Genomic DNA, 15,488 nt, shown 5'->3' with positions numbered 1-15,488 from the left:
AACAGTTCGGGGCCGACACCGCACGCTGGTTCGTGCTCTCCGACAGCCCGCCCGAGCGCGACGTGGAATGGACCGCATCCGGGGCCGAAGCGGCAAGCAAACACCTTGGCCGCGTCTGGCGTCTGGCTGCTGCTGCAAGTGCCGGTGAAGGGAACCGCGAACCAAACAAAGATGACAGTGCGCTCTTGAGAGAAATGCACAAAGCCATCCATGATGTGACGTCTGCTATCGAAACCTTTGGATTTAACGCCGCTATCGCGCGCCTCTATGCTTTCACAAACGCAATTTCGAAGTCTAAAGCGAGCGTTTATGCCAAAACAGACGCGCTCAAAACCCTCGCCCAACTCATGTCCCCCATGACCCCGCACCTCGCCGAGGAAATGTGGTCCATGCTCGGCGGCGAAGGGCTGATTGCGCAGAGCCCTTGGCCTACTCCAGACGAAAACATGCTCGTCGAGGACAGCGTGACGCTGCCTATTCAAATCAACGGCAAACGCCGTGATGAAATCACGGTGCCCGCCGACATGCCAAAAGAAGAGATTGAAAAACTGGTGCTGGCAAACGATGCTGTCCTCAAGGCGCTCGATGGTGGGCAGCCCAAGAAACTCATTGTTGTGCCAGGCCGTATTGTAAATGTCGTCATTTAACCGCCGCAGCTTTCTAATGACCGCCACCGCCTTTGGCGGCTTGGCGGGCTGTGGCTTTGCGCCTGTCTATGGTCCGAACGGACGGGCGAGCGTGTTGCGTGAAGCTGTCCAACTGACAGCACCCGATACGCGTGAGGACTATACATTCGTGCGGGCCGTAGAAGCCCAACTCGGCGCGGCTCGCACGCCACGGTTCAAACTCGACTACAAGATTTCTACCGATAAAAACTCAATCGAATTGACCCGTGACCAAGAGATCTATCGCTACCATGTAACGGGCGAGGTGGATTTCACACTGACCGATCAGGCCTCTGGCGCAGTGATTAGCAGTGGTAAAGTCACCGCCTTCACGGCCTACTCCGCATCGGAATCAACCTTTGCGGCGCTCTCGGCGACGCGAGATGCCTATGAGCGCCTCACCGTTCAACTGGCGGAGAAAACTGTGGCAAAAATTCTTGCGGTGGTTGGAACCTCGGGATGAAACTGTCGCCACGTGATGCTGTCGGCTACTTTGCAAAGCCCGACCCAAATCGGGCAGGTGTGCTGATTTATGGTCCCGACACCATGCGGATTGCGCTAAAGCGTCAGGAACTGATCTCTGCGCTCATCGGGCCGCAGGGCGAAGAGGAGATGCGCCTCACCCGTATGTCGGGCGGCGAGCTTCGCAAGGACAAATCCCTGCTCTCGGACGCTGTCAAAAGCCAAGGCTTCTTTCCCGGCCCCCGCGTTGCCTTTGTGGATGAAGCCACCGAATTGGTCGGTCCTCTCATCGTCGAAGCGCTCAACGACTGGCAAGAGGGCGATGCGCAGATTGTTGTTACCGCAGGCAATTTGAAGGCCACATCAAAGCTGCGCAAAGCCTTTGAGGGGCATCCCCGCGCCTATGCTGCCGCAATCTATTCAGACCCGCCGTCACGTGGCGAAATAGAGGCGACTCTGGCTAAATCGGGGCTAAAGAACATCTCACCAAATGCGATGGCAGATATCGAAGCTTTGGCTCGCGTCCTTGATCCGGGAGATTTCCGCCAGACACTCGACAAAATTTCTCTCTATAAAATCGGTGACGACACGGAGCTAACCAGCGCCGAAATCGAGGCCTGCGCGCCTGTGACGACCGAAACTGATGTGGATGATGTTCTCAACGCGACTGCGGATGGACGCACGAAGGATCTCGGTCCCATCCTGAAAAAGATCGAGGGACAAGGTATAGATGCTGTCGCGCTCTCCATCTTCACTATGCGCCACTTTCGCGCGTTACATGCCGCGGCCTCTGATCCGGGTGGCGCTTCCTCGGGCATTGCCCGCGCCCGCCCGCCGATTTTCGGCCCGCGCCGTGACCGCATGACACGACAGGCCCAGAATTGGGGCATGTTCAAACTCGAAAACGCACTCAAGATTTTGACGGAAACCGACCTGACTTTGCGCTCCGCCTCACGCGCCCCGACGATGGCAGTAATGGAACGCGCCCTTATCCGCCTTGCGATGCTCGCGCAAAGGCGCTGATGGCGCCGCGTCCCGCAATCCGTCCCGTGGCCAAGCACCCCGTGATCAGATAGCCCCCTGTCGGCGCATCCCAATCCAGCATTTCTCCCGCCGCGAACAGATTTGGACGGGCCTTGAACGCAAGCTCGGATGTAAGCGCATCAAACGAGACGCCCCCCGCCGTAGAGATTGCTTCATCAAGCGGCGCGGGTTGTGCATCGCCAATCGTCAGCGCCTTGAGAACTGGAGCAAGATCAGCGGGTAAGGGCCGCGCGAATTCCATCAAAAGAGCGATTTTTTCAGGCGGCAGGCGCAACGTCTTACGCAAAAAATTTGCGGTGGTTTCTTTCAATTTACGCCGCTTTAGAGCCTGTTTGAGACGTGCCTCATCCCAATCTGGCATCAGGTCAACGACCAAAGGCGCGCCATCGTGAAAGCCGCGCGACACTGAATAGACGCCCCCGCCCTCAAGGCCCTTTCGCGAAATAACCATCTCTCCGCGTGAAGCATAAGCCCCCGCGCTCAGGCTGATATTCTTGACGGCGGTTCCAAAGAACTTTTCCATGTGAGGCGACCACGACAGGCGCACTCCGACATTCGAGGCGCGAAACGGGGCGACGGCCCCGACGCCTTCGATCATGTCTTGCCATTGGCCATTCGACCCTAATCTCGCCCAACTTGCGCCTCCAAGCGCCAAAACCGTGACTATCGGGACAAGGCGGCGCGCACCCTCTGGCGTTTCAAAAGAATACCCGTCTTCTATTCCCGTCAAACGCCAGTTGCGGCGCAACGTGACACCTTGGACATCCAGTTTTGACAACCATGCCCGCAAGAGAGGCGAGGCCTTCATGCCCTTTGGAAACACCCGACCCGTGGAGCCTGTAAACGTCTCTTGATCCAAGGCCTCAGCCCACGCGATTGCGTCCTGCGGACCAAAATCTTGCAACGCCTCTTTCATTGCGGGTGGACAGGGATCATAGGCTGCGATGAAGGTGTCCAGATCCTCGTTTTTTGTGAGGTTTAGACCCGATTTTCCCGCCATAAGAAATTTGCGGGCGGGTGAGGGCTTGGCTTCCGCAATCACAACATTCAAGCCCGCCCGCGACATCTCATCCGCCGCCATAAGCCCCGCAGGCCCAGCGCCGACCACAAGCGCATCACAGCTCACAGGTGGAGCGTTATCGAAATCTGTATCGGACACAGCGGCGCACTTTCTGTTGGGTGTCACTCTATAGTCTGAGCCATGTAAAATTGCATAGTCTCATGACTATGGCCAAGGCTATTTGTGAACCCCACAGATTGCGCGCCACAAGATCAGAGGCAATCGTGGCATTAGGCCGTAATGTCGTAAAATGCGGAGGCGGTGCGCTCAAAAAGATAATCACGCTCTTCCTCGGTGAGGTCGCGAGCCAATTCCTGCGCCGCAGCATACCAACCACGATAGTCACCTGCCAGATTCAAAACAGGCCAGTCGCTGCCCCACATCACCCTTTGCGCTCCAAAGCTCACGATCACATGATCGAATACGCTACGCAATGTACGCGCCGACCAGCCCGTGCCAAACTCGTTGGCCAGACCAGAAAGCTTGCAATACACCTGCGGGTGGGAAGCAAGGCGGCTCATGCCCTCGCGCCAATCGTCACCTGGATCGGTCCCGTTAAACACGGGCTTTGCGCAATGGTCGATTACGATTGGGAGATTAGGGATCTCTTGGGCAAGGTGGTCAATCACGTCCAAATGACGCGGCGTGACAAGCGCATCAAGGCGGAGACCCGCCTCCGCGATCTGCCGAAGCCCCTTGATCACATCGGGGCGCAAAATCCAATCAGTTTGCTCGATGTCTTGTAGCATCGGACGAATGCCTCGCAGCGCAGGATGAGCAATATCTGCGAGTTGTCCCGCCACATCTCCCTCCAGATCGATCCACCCTACAACTGCACCGATCAAGTTTGACGTCTCCGCTAGCTCCAACAGGAATTTCGTCTCGGCTATCGTCGGTGCGGCCTGCACAACAACGGTTTTTGTGACGTCACAATCAGCGGCAGTCTGCGCCAAATCCTCAGGCAGATGGTCCACAGAAATTGCAGCTACGCTGCCATCCATCCACGAGTAGTCGCCGCGAGCGATACGCCAAAAGTGTTGATGTGCGTCGATAGTCACGATTTTTCCTTGTCCAGAAGTTCGGTTCTAAATAATAAGAAACAATAGTCAGGGAGAAGAACTCATGTCAACAACGCCAATCCTACAATTTGGAACCAGCCGCTTTCTTCAGGCTCATGTGGATCTTTTCGTGTCAGAGGCGATGACAAGAGATGAGGCTCTCGGCGCTATTACCGTCGTGCAAAGCAGCGGTGACGCCGGTCGTGCCCGCCGCCTAAAGGCGCTTACAAAAGGATACGAAGTTCGGGTGCGCGGAATTTCCAACGGGGAGCAATGCGACGAAAGCCGACAAGCGACCAGCGTCAAGAATGCTCTCTCTTTGACGCAAGATTTCGGCGAGGTTCAGCGCCTCATCGCCAAAGACGCACAGATCATCCTGTCGAACACCGCCGACGCGGGTTTTCGCCCACAAGAGGTCGACAAGGCCACGCAATATGATCCCGCTATGTCCTATCCCGCCAAGCTCGCGCATCTCTTGCGCGCCCGCTTCGCTGCAGGTGGTAAGGCGCCACAGATCATGCCAACCGAGTTGGTGCAAAACAACGGTGATGTCCTCAAATCCCTTGTCTTGGATGTGGCCGCGTCAATGGATGCCGAATATCGCGATTGGCTCGAACATGAGGTTGTTTGGGTCAATTCCCTCGTGGACCGCATTGTGTCAGAGCCGTTGGAACCCGCAGGTGCAGTTGCAGAACCCTACGCACTGTGGGCGATTGAAGACCAACCACGTCTGGTTATGCCCTGCTCCCATTCTGCCATTCAGGTTGTCCCCGATCTTGGTCCCATCGAGCGGCGCAAGCTTTTCGTGCTGAACCTCGGGCATAGCTGGATGGTTGCCGATTGGCTTTCTCGCGACCGTCAAGGTGCCACCTATGTACGCGATGTGATGGCTGATCCGGATCAGGTCGCACGACTCACAGCTCTCTATCACCAAGAGGTCCTCCCCGGCTTTAAAGCTGCAGGAGAGGGCGAAGGGATCGCTGCGTATATCGACATCACCAAAGAGCGTTTTGCCAACCCGTTTCTCGATCACAAACTCGAAGACATCGCACAAAACCACGTAGAAAAATTGCAGCGCCGAATTGGCGCCTTTCTCGAATGGGCACGTAAAAACGGCGACGTTTCAGACAAACCGATGCTCACGGAAGCAATGAACGGAGACCGAACATGAAAACGCGGAAGATCGGCAAAACGGACATACATGTCAGCGAGGTCGCCTTTGGTTGTGCAAGCATCGGAAGTCTCTACCGCGAGGTCGATGAGGCGGAGGCGCAAGCCGTACTGCAAACCGCTTGGGACGCGGGCATTCGTTATTTCGACACGGCGCCGCATTACGGACGCGGACTTTCCGAGTCGCGACTTGGTCGCTTCTTGAAAGGACGCACAGGTCATGTTTTATCCTCAAAGGTTGGGCGCGTCCTCTCTCCCGCAAAATCACCGATTTCCGAGGTCGACGGTTTCGTAAATCCAGAACAGAATGATGTGCACTATGACTATTCCGGAGACGGGATAGAGGAAAGTTTCGAGCAAAGCTGCGAGCGCTTGGGTCAATCCCGCATAGACATACTTTTTGTTCATGACATCGGGACATATACCCACGGCGAAGGCAATGCTGCGCATATGGATGCGTTTTTCAGCTCTGGTTACGAGCGTTTGGTACGCCTCAAAGAGTCGGGTCGGATCGGCGCTTTCGGATTGGGCGTGAATGAATGTCAGGTCTGTCTCGACGTGATGGATCACGGCCCAATTGACGTCATTTTGCTCGCAGGTCGACTGACATTGCTTGACCGCTCCGCGGAGCCTGAGTTGGTGCCACGCTGTTTGGCGGAGGGCACAAGTCTTGTGCTGGGCGGTATTTTTAACTCGGGTATTCTTGCAACTGGACCAGTGGCGGGCGCAACATACGACTATGGCCCCGCGCCGAAAGACGTGTTGGATCGCGTCGCCGAATTGCAGGCACGTGCCGCGCGTTTCGACGTACCTTTGGCCACCGCCGCTTTGCACTTCGCGTTACGTCAACCAGCCACCGCCTCGATCTTGTTGGGCACCGCGAAACCGTCCTCACTCACTCGCAATCTGACGGCGATTGAACAGGGACTACCCACAGGGGCAGACGAAATTTTAGCCTAAGTCGTGGTGACGCAGAGAGGACAGCAACGTTGATTTCGACGTGCGCAAATGTCGACGGGCTGCCTCCTCTGCGGTCTCTTTATCGCGCGCGTCGAGTGCATCAATAATAGCGAGATGTTCGTCGATCGCCGCGATGTTGCGCACCTTTTCATCAGTTTTGTCCCACATGAAATGATAGTGAAACACCAAAGAGATTACCTTTTGGAACTCCATAACAAAGCGGTTGCGCACTACCGAATTGATCGCTTCATGGAACTCTTCGTCGAGTTTCGAGAACTCGTGAAAATCTGTATCGATCCGCTCTTTCAAAGACATATGCTCAAGACGTAGTTCTGCCAACCGTGCCCACACGGGATGGTCAATTGGAGCCTCCGCGACATTGGCCACAGCATTTAGCTCCAGAACCGAACGGAAATCCGACAGCTCAATAGCAAACTCCCGCGTGAACCCAAGGAGCATCCACCCGCCTTGCTTGCGCCGCGCCACAAGACCAAAGCGGCTCAGACTCGCAAGAAACTCTTTCAACTCATGCTGCGGGACATCGAACGTGCGCGACAGTTCAGCCACGGAAAGCGGTGTATTCGCGGGGACGTCAAAACGCAGAATCCAATCCAGAAACCGCTTTTCAAGATCCTCCCCAGACCCGCTGGAAGGCGACATCGCGATACTGTCCTCTTCGCGAGGTTGGCGCAAAATATGCTTCTCACGCCCATTCCAACTGATAACACCCAACTCTTCGAGTTTCCCTAAACACCGCCGAACGACCGTGCGGCTCACATTGAGCTGTTTGCACAAAGCCGTTTCCGAGGGCAGCACACTGCCAACTGGCAGACCATCGCAATGCGCGAGCAAGTCATTATAGGCCTCTCTGTAGCGGGTATCTCTGCGCGCCATGGCTCTGCGCCTTTCCAAAAGCTCTGAACATTACGGATATTGTATTTGTATTGAATTATAAAAAACTATTGACAGGAATCAATAGGACATAGATTGGTTTTAAATAATTAAAATCCATATGTGGGGTAGAGGTATATGTCGGATACCAGCAAGCCAGTCCAGAAAACCCAGTTCGCGCGCTTTATGCCGGCGGAAAACCAGCTGCACCGGCTTTCCGCGCTTATGACGTTGCTTTTGCTTATTCTTGGCTTTTCTCTATCCAGCCCTGCGTTCTTTTCCGTCAACAACGGCCTGACGGTCCTTTTGCAAACCTCGGTTATTGGTCTTCTGGGGATCGGCATGACGATGGTCATCATTACCGGCGGCATTGACCTGTCCGTGGGATCGGTTCTCGCCCTTTCAGGGGTTGTTTCCGGACTTTCCGTAAAAGCAGGCTTGCCCGTAGTACCAGCGATGGCTTTGGGTATTCTGACAGGAGCCGCGTGTGGCGCATTCAATGGCTTTGTCATTACCCGCATGAAGATTACTCCCTTTGTGGCCACACTGGGAATGATGCTCATTGCACGCGGCATTGCGCTGCAAATCACGGGCGCAATGCCTGTTTCCGGATTGGGTGACGCCTTCGGGGTTTTGGGCAACGGAGCATTGTTCCGGATGACCGAAATGATGCCGAACGGCTTCCCACGGGTGATCTTTCCAGGCATCCCCTACCCCGCAATCCTGTTGCTGATCATCGCTATTCTCGGGGCCTATCTGCTCAATCGACGTCAAATTGGCCGCCACATTTACGCGACAGGCTCCAACGAAGAGGCCGCACGTCTGTCTGGGGTGCGCGTCAATTGGACAAAGCTCTACGCCTATACGATGTCCGGCGCTTTGGCTGGGCTTGCAGGCAATGTGTTGATGTCTCGCCTTGTGACGGCCCAGCCAAGCGAAGGCGTCATGGCCGAGCTTGACGCCATCGCCGCAGCAGTGATCGGCGGGGCGTCTCTAAATGGTGGTGTGGGAACGATATCGGGAACGATGATCGGGGCCTTTATCATCGGGATCTTGCGCAATGGACTGAACATGGCCGGCGTTTCGGCCTTCATCCAGCAGATCGTAATCGGGTTCGTGGTGATTGGTGCGGTCTGGATCGACCAGATACGCAATCGTCGCTGAACGAAAGTGAATTCAATCTTATAACGAGGAGGAGAAGTAAGATATGAAGTATGTGAAACATTTGGTGGCAGCGAGTGCGCTTGCACTTACAGCTGGAACAGTTCAGGCGGGAGAGATTGCGGTTATCGTCAAGACCACAAACTCGAACTACTGGCAAAACGTCCATAAGGGTGCCGAAGCTGCGATTGCAGATCACAGCGACTACACCATCAGCTTTGACGGTCCTGCTAGCGAAAGCGCCGTGGCTGACGAGGTGAACATGGTCGAAAACGCAATCAACCGTGGCGTTTCCGGCATCGTTTTGGCTCCATCTGATCCTGAAGCGCTCGTACCTTCGGTCAAACGCGCCTATGAGGCCGGCATCCCCGTCATCATCATCGACAGCGCATTGGCAGAAGGCGGAAATGGATATTTCCAAGCGTTCCTGTCTACTGACAACTGCGCAGCCGGCGAAGCCGTTGCTCAACGGATGATCGAAAAAGCAGGCGACAGCGGCAAAATCGCCGTCATGTCCTATGTGCCTGGCGTTGGCTCTGAAATCGGCCGTGTAGGTTGCTTCAAAGACTACATCAGCGAGCATTCGAACCTCGAAGTTGTGAACACCTTCTACTCGCAAAGCCAGATGGCCAAAGCACTTGATCAGACCACCGACGTGCTCTCGGCCAACCCTGATCTTGTCGGCATCTTCGGCGCAAACGAACCCACGGCCGTAGGCATGGGCCGCGCAATCGTGCAAGCGGGCAAAGCAGGCTCGATTGTAGCACTTGGCTTTGACGGCAACGAGGACCTTCAACAGTTCATCAAGGATGGTGTGCTTGAAGCGACCGCCGTTCAAGGCTCCTTCCAGATGGGTGAGATGGGTGTCGACACTGTCGTTGATCTTCTCAGCGGCAAAGAAGTCCCTGACTTCGTTGATACCGGCGTTGTGCTTGTCGACAAAGACAATATCGACACTCCGGTCGCGCAAAACGTTCTCTACTAATTTTAGTGCGGGGCCGCCTCATGCGGCCTCGCATACAACCATGCGTTAAAGAAAGGCAGTGCCATGGCGAAAACGCCCTTAGTCGAGATGGTAGGCATCGAAAAGCACTTTGGAGGCGTCCGCGCCGTCGATCATGTTTCCCTTAATCTCTTTCCTGGCGAAGTCGTGGGACTGTTGGGGCACAACGGCGCAGGGAAGTCATGCCTGATGCGGATTCTGTCGGGAGCGATGGAGCCCAATAGCGGAGAAATCCGGATCAACGGCACGCCCGTACACATGACCGAACCCAACGACGCCCGCGCGGTTGGGATCGAGACAATCTATCAGACACTGGCCCTGGCCGATCACCTCGACGCGCCCAAAAACCTGTTCTTGGGCCGCGAACTCAAGACGCGCTTTGGCAATCTTGATGATGCACGTATGCATGAAGAAGCACGCAAGGTGCTTGCGCGCCTCAACCCGAATTTCAAAAACCTGCGCGACCCCGTGTCGAGCCTGTCCGGCGGTCAGCGTCAGGTCATCGCCATCGCCAGAGCGATCTATTTCGACACGAAAATTCTCATCATGGATGAGCCCACAGCGGCGCTCGGTCCGTCCGAAACGGCCATGGTTGCCGATCTTATCCGCCAGTTGCGCGCCGAAGGGATAGGCATCTTTCTGGTCAGCCACGACATGCATGATGTGTTTGACCTGTGTGATCGGGTCGTGGTGATGAACAAAGGGCGCTTGGTCGGGGCACATGGCATCGACGAAGTGACGAAGGACGATGTCCTGAGCCTAATCGTCAAAGGCGAACTGCCCGCTGACTGGTCTGCACGCAACCTAGAGGCCGTATGATGAAGGATCTGAACCAAGACATGATGACATGCGGCGTTTGCGTCGAACCGGGCACCTTTGCTCTCGAGGCCCGCGAACTGCCGCAAGAGGCTCCGGACGGCTATCGCCTTGTTGATATTGCCGCGATTGGCATTTGTGGCACCGACTATCATATTTTCGAAGGAAAACATCCCTTTCTCGACTATCCGCGTGTGATCGGACACGAGCTTTCGGGCTACTTGGCCTCCGGCCCCGACGCGGGCGATCTTGTCGTGATCAACCCCTATGTCTCTTGCGGAACATGTCGCGCTTGCCGACGTGGCAAACCGAATTGTTGCACGCAGATCGGCGTTTTTGGTGTGCATCGTGATGGGGGCATGTGCGCCCGCCTGGCGGTGCCCGAAGCGAACCTCTATCCCGCAACGGGCCTGACCCCAGAACAGGCGGCTATGGTCGAGTTTCTCGCAATCGGCGCCCATGCCGTCGCGCGGTCTCAATGCGGCAAAGGAGATCAGGTGCTCGTCACGGGTGCGGGACCGATTGGTCTCGGCACAGCGCTCTTTGCGCGGCTCGCAGGAGCCGAGGTGCATCTGATGGATATCAGCCGACCAAGGCTTGAAACCGCAAGAGACTTGTTCGGTTTCACCCAAATCCACACTCCCGACGAAACAATCCTAACCGGCGATCTCTCCGAAGGGTTCGACGTGGTTTTCGACGCGACAGGGAACGTGAATGCAATCGAGGCCGGTTTCCCACTGATCGCTCATGGCGGCTCCAGCGTGCTCGTAAGTGTGGTCAAAGATACCGTGACCTTCACAGATTCCGAATTTCACAAGCGGGAAATGCGCATCATCGGCAGCCGCAACGCGCTGAAAGAGGATTTCGACCATGTGATCGCCTCCATTCGCGCTGGCGACATCCCGACCGATGCTATTGCCTCGGCAGTTGTTCCTTTGGCTGAACTGCCCGAGCGCTTTGCCGGCTTTGTCGAAAACCGTGACCACATCATCAAGGTGCTTGTGACCCCGTAAAGGATGCGACAATGACGAAACAGCCCTTCGCGCTGCGCTTGCAAGACACGGATAATATCCTGATCGCATTACGCGCCATTCCAGAGGGAACAATTCTGCCCGACAATCTGGTCACACGCGAACCTATTCCAGCAGGCCATAAAGTCGCTGCCAAACCGATTGGCGCGGGAGAGAATGTTCTGAAATACGGGCAGATCATCGGAACGGCGACAACGGATATCGCCGTAGGGTCTCATGTGCATAGTCATAACCTCGGCATGGGGGAGCACAAGCAAGACTACGGGTTCGGAAGCGCCGCGCAGGAACTCGCGCCAATAGAAAGCGCGGCAACGTTTAAGGGCTACAAACGTTCTTCGGGGCGGGTTGGCACACGTAACTATCTTGGCATTCTCACCTCGGTGAACTGTGCAGGCTCCGTCGCCCGTTTCATCGCCGAAGCAGCGACACGCGAGAACCTTTTGGCAGCGTTTCCCAATGTCGACGGTATCGTGCCAATCGTGCATGGGACGGGCTGTGGCATGTCAAGTAAGGACGAAGGCTACGATACGCTGTTCCGGACGCTCGCGGGCTACGGACACAACCCCAACTTCGGTGCAATCCTGATGATCGGGCTTGGCTGCGAAGTCATGCAAATTCCCGACCTCATCGACCGCAAAGTGCTGCGTGATTCAGCTCGTTTCCGCTACATGACGATTCAACAACAAGGCGGCACCCGCGCCACTATCGACAAAGGCCTGTCCATTTTGCGCGATCTCGCCGCCGAGGCAGATCGAGCCGTACGCGAGGACGTTTCCGCCAAGCATCTGGTGCTTGGAATGCAATGCGGCGGCTCGGACGGATATTCGGGCATTACTGCCAACCCTGCCCTTGGCGTGGCGTCCGATCTCTTGGTGCGCCACGGTGGAACTTCGATCCTGTCGGAGACATCAGAAATTTACGGCGCAGAACATCTCTTGACCCGCCGTGCTGTGGATGAGCCAACAGGACGCAAACTGGTGGACCTTCTCGACTGGTGGGAAGATTACACCGCGCGCAACTTTGGCGAGATGGACAACAATCCGAGTCCCGGTAACAAACGCGGCGGGCTGACGACCATTCTGGAAAAATCCCTCGGAGCCGTTGCAAAAGGCGGGACCGCGCCGCTCGCGGGCGTCTACAAATACGCTGAACCTATCGACCAAGCGGGCTTCGTCTTTATGGACAGTCCAGGCTATGACCCCTGCTCGGTGACGGGACAAACAGCCTCGGGCGCAAACTTGATTGCCTTCACCACAGGCCGCGGATCGGTGTCGGGCTACGAGCCCGTTCCCTCGATCAAAATCGCCTCTAACCCTGACCTTTGGACACGGATGGAAGGCGATATGGATGTAAACGGCGGAGAAATCCTCAACGGCGTCAGCATCGAAGACAAGGGTCAGGAGATCTTTGACCTGATGTTGCGCGTGGCCTCTGGCGAGAAGACCAAGAGCGAGGCGCAAGGCTTCGGCGCGGTCGAATTTGTGCCGTGGCAAATCGGCGCCGTGATGTAAGCGCGATCCTTATTCCAACGCTATTTTCCCCTACTCAGCTTTGTGGCGTCACTTCCGCACGGGGATCACGATTTGGGCCATGATCGAGCCTAAAAATATGTGGCGCAACGTCGGACGGGTAGAGCGCGCGCACCATCGGATCATGCCCGGGAACAATCAGTTCGGGACTTGAGGCCAAGGCATTGAGCCGTGTGAACCCGTCGAGCATGTTTTGCATGTCCACCACAATCGGGAAGGGTTTCCCCGCATAGACGTTTTCAAAGTAATGCGCCGCATCCGAGGCCAACACCAACCACCCTGCCGCAGTGCGCACACGCACACATTGCAGCCCGCGCGAATGCCCTCCAATGCAGTGCACGGTGATCCCCTCAGCGATTTCACCGTCGCCCTCGTAAAAGGTCATCTTTCCCGTGTAGACCCGCTTGACCGCTTCGCAGACATGACCCGCACTAAAGGGCGCACGTAAATGGTCGTGGCACATGCACGGACCAGTGGCATAAGTCATCTCCGCCGCCTGCATATGCAAATGCGCGTTGGGAAAGAGGTGCAGCCCGCCCGCATGATCATAGTGCAGATGGGTTACTATCACATCACTGACGGTCGCGGGATCAATCCCGAGCGGTTTGAGCGCGAGCTGCGGCGGCAAAATAATCGGCCGCCCGCGTGCCGTGGCCTCGGCCTCGTCATAGCCTGTATCCACCACGATCACACGCCCTGCCCTGCGCAGAACCCAGATGTAGTAATCCATCGCATGAGGGGCATCGTGATTGTCATCAATGATAAAGCTGTCGCCGCGCACCCGCTCATTGCGCTCGGCGTATTTGACGGCATGGACTTCCCAATTGCTCATCGGATCACCTCGTCATAGGTTTTCAGCACCTTTGTGGCGATCATCTCCGACACCGCCGCATCAAAGCTTTTGTAGTGACGGGTTTGCAAATGTGCCTCAAAGGCTGCGGCATCAGTGTAGATCTCGTAGAGAAAGACCTCACGTGCCCCAGTCTCGTTCTCACCTACGCAAATGTCAAAGAGATGGCAGCCCACTTCCGTCTCACGCGACAGGCGGGCATTTTCAATCATCAGCGGCATAAACGCCGCCTCGGCACCCTCTTTTAAGGTGAGTGTTACAGCGACAACAAACATCAGGCTGCACGTCCTTTCTGGCGTTTCATAACCCGCTTCACCACTGGCAACTGGCCAAGGATAAGGGCGACATTGAGAAAGAGTAGAATGGCCGCACCAGGACGAGAAACAAAGGCCATAAGATCCCCATCGGATAGGAACAGCGTCCTGCGGAAAGTTTCATCGAACATGCCCCCGAGGATCACACCAATTACCAAAGGCGCAATTGGGTATTTGAGCATATTCATTAGATAAGCGACCACACCGATGCCAAGCATCAGATAGAGATCATTCAACCCGCCACCGACACTAAAAGAGCCGATGGTCGTCAGGATCATGACAAGCGGCAGGAACATTGTTTGGGGAATGCGCAGCACTTTAATGAACACCCGTGCTGTAAACAGGCCCATCACGAACATGGTAAAGCTCGCCAACACCATAATCGCGACAACACGCAGGATGATCGCCGGATCAATTGTAGGGCCGGGGATCACATTGTTGATCTTGAACGCTCCCATCAGCGCCGCTGCGGGCGGGGAACCAGGAATGCCCAGCACCAAAAGCGGGATCAATGCCCCACCGATACAAGCGTTATTGGCCGTTTCCGAACAGAGCAATCCTTCGAGACTGCCCTTGCCAAACTTGTCGCCTTCGTTAGAGACGGCCTTACCCACGCCGTAGCTGACCCAACCTGCAACGTCTTCACCCACACCGGGCAAGGCACCCACACCAGTACCGATCACTCCCGAGCGCCCGATTGTCGGCAAGAAATGTCGGACAGCAGCCATGTTGGGCAGGATTCGACCCGAAATTTCGATGACTTCACCTGTTTTGACATAGCGCAGCCCATTGATGATCTGCGGCACAGCAAAAGCCCCCATCAACACAGGCACCACGGCTATTCCGCTCAACAGATAGGACCACCCAAAGGTATAGCGTGCCTCGCTTAAAATCGGGTCCATACCAACCATCGCCAAGGCCAAACCGATAAAGCCCGCAATCCATCCTTTGATCGCCAAATCTTCACTCATCAACGTACCCGAAAGCAGAATGCCAAAGAGAGCCAAAAGCGCCTTTTCAGGACTGGCGATATTCTTGGAAATCAACAAAAGCACCCAGACGAAAATCAAGAGGGCCACGGTCCCCACGAGTGTCCCGATAAAACTCGCAGTGGTGGTCAGCCCTAAAGCCTCCGCCCCGCGCCCTTCACGCGCTAACGGGTAGCCATCCATTGCCGTGGCCGCACTCGCCGCAGTGCCTGGGATGTTGAGCAAAATGGACGGATATGACCCGCCATAGATCGCGCCCACATAGGCCCCGAGTAAGGCAATCAGCGCATAATCGAGTGGGATTTTATTGCCGAAGAAACCTGTGAGAATCGTCACGGCCAACGTTGCCGTCAAACCGGGTAATGCCCCGAAAACAATTCCTAGGAACACCGAAGAAATCAAATATACATAGGTCAAAGGGTCCGAAACGAGAGCGGAAAAGGCCCCGCCAAAACCGATAAGTTGTCCAAGCACAAATTCCATAG

General features: G+C 55.8%; 16 protein-coding genes. 10 read left to right on the top strand and 6 right to left on the bottom strand.

Going from position 1 to position 15,488, the window contains the following annotated elements:
* The 3 genes from ACN0TS_RS07585 to holA all read left to right on the top strand — a co-directional run.
* Positions 1-647, top strand: a 647-nt coding sequence (locus tag ACN0TS_RS07585; protein WP_417258728.1) for a class I tRNA ligase family protein, incomplete at its 5' end; no start/stop codon positions are given.
* Positions 634-1,128, top strand: coding sequence for an LPS assembly lipoprotein LptE (gene lptE / locus ACN0TS_RS07580; protein WP_417258727.1), 495 nt, complete (start codon positions 634-636; stop codon positions 1,126-1,128). The genes ACN0TS_RS07585 and lptE, both read left to right, overlap by 14 nt.
* Positions 1,125-2,150: a DNA polymerase III subunit delta gene (gene holA, locus ACN0TS_RS07575; protein ID WP_417258726.1), complete on the top strand. Its 1,026-nt coding sequence runs from the start codon at positions 1,125-1,127 to the stop codon at positions 2,148-2,150. The genes lptE and holA overlap by 4 nt, the downstream gene beginning before the upstream one ends.
* On the opposite strand, the gene ACN0TS_RS07570 is transcribed toward holA, so the two are convergent.
* Both ACN0TS_RS07570 and ACN0TS_RS07565 read right to left on the bottom strand, forming a co-directional pair.
* A complete protein-coding gene (locus tag ACN0TS_RS07570; RefSeq protein ID WP_417258725.1) occupies positions 2,116-3,330 on the bottom strand; it encodes an NAD(P)/FAD-dependent oxidoreductase in 1,215 nt (404 codons plus the stop codon). The two genes, holA and ACN0TS_RS07570, sit on opposite strands and share 35 nt — an antisense overlap.
* A 131-nt stretch (positions 3,331-3,461) precedes the next feature.
* Positions 3,462-4,289: an amidohydrolase family protein gene (locus ACN0TS_RS07565; protein ID WP_417258724.1), complete on the bottom strand. Its 828-nt coding sequence runs from the start codon at positions 4,287-4,289 to the stop codon at positions 3,462-3,464.
* A gap of 64 nt (positions 4,290-4,353) precedes the next feature.
* Between ACN0TS_RS07565 and ACN0TS_RS07560 the strand changes: the two genes are divergently transcribed.
* Complete coding sequence (locus ACN0TS_RS07560; RefSeq protein WP_417258723.1) at positions 4,354-5,460, top strand: mannitol dehydrogenase family protein; 1,107 nt, start codon at positions 4,354-4,356, stop codon at positions 5,458-5,460.
* The gene (locus ACN0TS_RS07555) at positions 5,457-6,419 is read left to right on the top strand and encodes an aldo/keto reductase (RefSeq protein ID WP_417258722.1); all 963 of its coding nucleotides are present in this window, start codon (positions 5,457-5,459) and stop codon (positions 6,417-6,419) included. Before ACN0TS_RS07560 ends, ACN0TS_RS07555 begins: the two co-directional genes overlap by 4 nt.
* On the opposite strand, the gene ACN0TS_RS07550 is transcribed toward ACN0TS_RS07555, so the two are convergent.
* Entirely contained in the window at positions 6,411-7,313 is a 903-nt protein-coding gene (locus ACN0TS_RS07550; protein WP_417258721.1) for an FCD domain-containing protein, read from the bottom strand. The two genes, ACN0TS_RS07555 and ACN0TS_RS07550, sit on opposite strands and share 9 nt — an antisense overlap.
* A 135-nt stretch (positions 7,314-7,448) precedes the next feature.
* Here ACN0TS_RS07550 and ACN0TS_RS07545 point away from each other — a divergent pair, with 135 nt between their 5' ends.
* The 5 genes from ACN0TS_RS07545 to ACN0TS_RS07525 all read left to right on the top strand — a co-directional run bounded on the left by ACN0TS_RS07545 (position 7,449) and on the right by ACN0TS_RS07525 (position 12,832).
* Positions 7,449-8,474 carry an ABC transporter permease gene (locus ACN0TS_RS07545; protein ID WP_417258720.1) on the top strand — a complete coding sequence of 342 codons (1,026 nt, stop codon included), beginning with the start codon at positions 7,449-7,451 and terminating at the stop codon, positions 8,472-8,474.
* Positions 8,475-8,517: 43 nt separating this feature from the next.
* Positions 8,518-9,456 (top strand): ABC transporter substrate-binding protein, encoded by a 939-nt coding sequence (locus ACN0TS_RS07540; RefSeq protein WP_417258719.1) that lies wholly within the window; start codon positions 8,518-8,520, stop codon positions 9,454-9,456.
* Between the two features lie 63 nt (positions 9,457-9,519).
* Complete coding sequence (locus ACN0TS_RS07535) at positions 9,520-10,293, top strand: ATP-binding cassette domain-containing protein (protein WP_417258718.1); 774 nt, start codon at positions 9,520-9,522, stop codon at positions 10,291-10,293.
* On the top strand, positions 10,290-11,303 hold the full coding sequence (locus ACN0TS_RS07530; protein WP_417258717.1) for a zinc-binding alcohol dehydrogenase family protein: 1,014 nt from the start codon (positions 10,290-10,292) through the stop codon (positions 11,301-11,303). Before ACN0TS_RS07535 ends, ACN0TS_RS07530 begins: the two co-directional genes overlap by 4 nt.
* A gap of 11 nt (positions 11,304-11,314) precedes the next feature.
* Positions 11,315-12,832: a UxaA family hydrolase gene (locus ACN0TS_RS07525; RefSeq protein WP_417258716.1), complete on the top strand. Its 1,518-nt coding sequence runs from the start codon at positions 11,315-11,317 to the stop codon at positions 12,830-12,832.
* 34 nt (positions 12,833-12,866) lie between these two features.
* On the opposite strand, the gene ACN0TS_RS07520 is transcribed toward ACN0TS_RS07525, so the two are convergent.
* From ACN0TS_RS07520 to ACN0TS_RS07510, 3 genes are read right to left on the bottom strand one after another with little or no spacing between them, the layout of a single operon-like run.
* Positions 12,867-13,682: an N-acyl homoserine lactonase family protein gene (locus ACN0TS_RS07520; protein WP_417258715.1), complete on the bottom strand. Its 816-nt coding sequence runs from the start codon at positions 13,680-13,682 to the stop codon at positions 12,867-12,869.
* Complete coding sequence (locus ACN0TS_RS07515) at positions 13,679-13,975, bottom strand: putative quinol monooxygenase (protein WP_417258714.1); 297 nt, start codon at positions 13,973-13,975, stop codon at positions 13,679-13,681. Before ACN0TS_RS07515 ends, ACN0TS_RS07520 begins: the two co-directional genes overlap by 4 nt.
* The gene (locus tag ACN0TS_RS07510; protein ID WP_417258713.1) at positions 13,975-15,486 is read right to left on the bottom strand and encodes a tripartite tricarboxylate transporter permease; all 1,512 of its coding nucleotides are present in this window, start codon (positions 15,484-15,486) and stop codon (positions 13,975-13,977) included. Before ACN0TS_RS07510 ends, ACN0TS_RS07515 begins: the two co-directional genes overlap by 1 nt.
* Positions 15,487-15,488 lie beyond the last annotated feature (2 nt).

It is taken from the genome of Celeribacter sp., from assembly GCF_048266405.1.
Lineage (GTDB): Bacteria > Pseudomonadota > Alphaproteobacteria > Rhodobacterales > Rhodobacteraceae > Celeribacter.
This window is presented reverse-complemented; position numbering and strand designations above follow the sequence as displayed.

What these genes read in the sequence shown, in the direction of transcription:
- ACN0TS_RS07525 (WP_417258716.1), top strand. Translation starts at nt 11,315, where the DNA reads ATGACGAAACAGCCCTTCGCGCTGCGCTTGCAAGACACGGATAATATC.
- ACN0TS_RS07555 (WP_417258722.1), top strand. Translation starts at nt 5,457, where the DNA reads ATGAAAACGCGGAAGATCGGCAAAACGGACATACATGTCAGCGAGGTC.
- ACN0TS_RS07515 (WP_417258714.1), bottom strand. Translation starts at nt 13,975, where the DNA reads ATGTTTGTTGTCGCTGTAACACTCACCTTAAAAGAGGGTGCCGAGGCG.
- ACN0TS_RS07510 (WP_417258713.1), bottom strand. Translation starts at nt 15,486, where the DNA reads ATGGAATTTGTGCTTGGACAACTTATCGGTTTTGGCGGGGCCTTTTCC.
- ACN0TS_RS07550 (WP_417258721.1), bottom strand. Translation starts at nt 7,313, where the DNA reads ATGGCGCGCAGAGATACCCGCTACAGAGAGGCCTATAATGACTTGCTC.
- ACN0TS_RS07520 (WP_417258715.1), bottom strand. Translation starts at nt 13,682, where the DNA reads ATGAGCAATTGGGAAGTCCATGCCGTCAAATACGCCGAGCGCAATGAG.
- ACN0TS_RS07530 (WP_417258717.1), top strand. Translation starts at nt 10,290, where the DNA reads ATGATGAAGGATCTGAACCAAGACATGATGACATGCGGCGTTTGCGTC.
- lptE (WP_417258727.1), top strand. Translation starts at nt 634, where the DNA reads ATGTCGTCATTTAACCGCCGCAGCTTTCTAATGACCGCCACCGCCTTT.
- ACN0TS_RS07560 (WP_417258723.1), top strand. Translation starts at nt 4,354, where the DNA reads ATGTCAACAACGCCAATCCTACAATTTGGAACCAGCCGCTTTCTTCAG.
- ACN0TS_RS07535 (WP_417258718.1), top strand. Translation starts at nt 9,520, where the DNA reads ATGGCGAAAACGCCCTTAGTCGAGATGGTAGGCATCGAAAAGCACTTT.
- ACN0TS_RS07540 (WP_417258719.1), top strand. Translation starts at nt 8,518, where the DNA reads ATGAAGTATGTGAAACATTTGGTGGCAGCGAGTGCGCTTGCACTTACA.
- ACN0TS_RS07545 (WP_417258720.1), top strand. Translation starts at nt 7,449, where the DNA reads ATGTCGGATACCAGCAAGCCAGTCCAGAAAACCCAGTTCGCGCGCTTT.
- holA (WP_417258726.1), top strand. Translation starts at nt 1,125, where the DNA reads ATGAAACTGTCGCCACGTGATGCTGTCGGCTACTTTGCAAAGCCCGAC.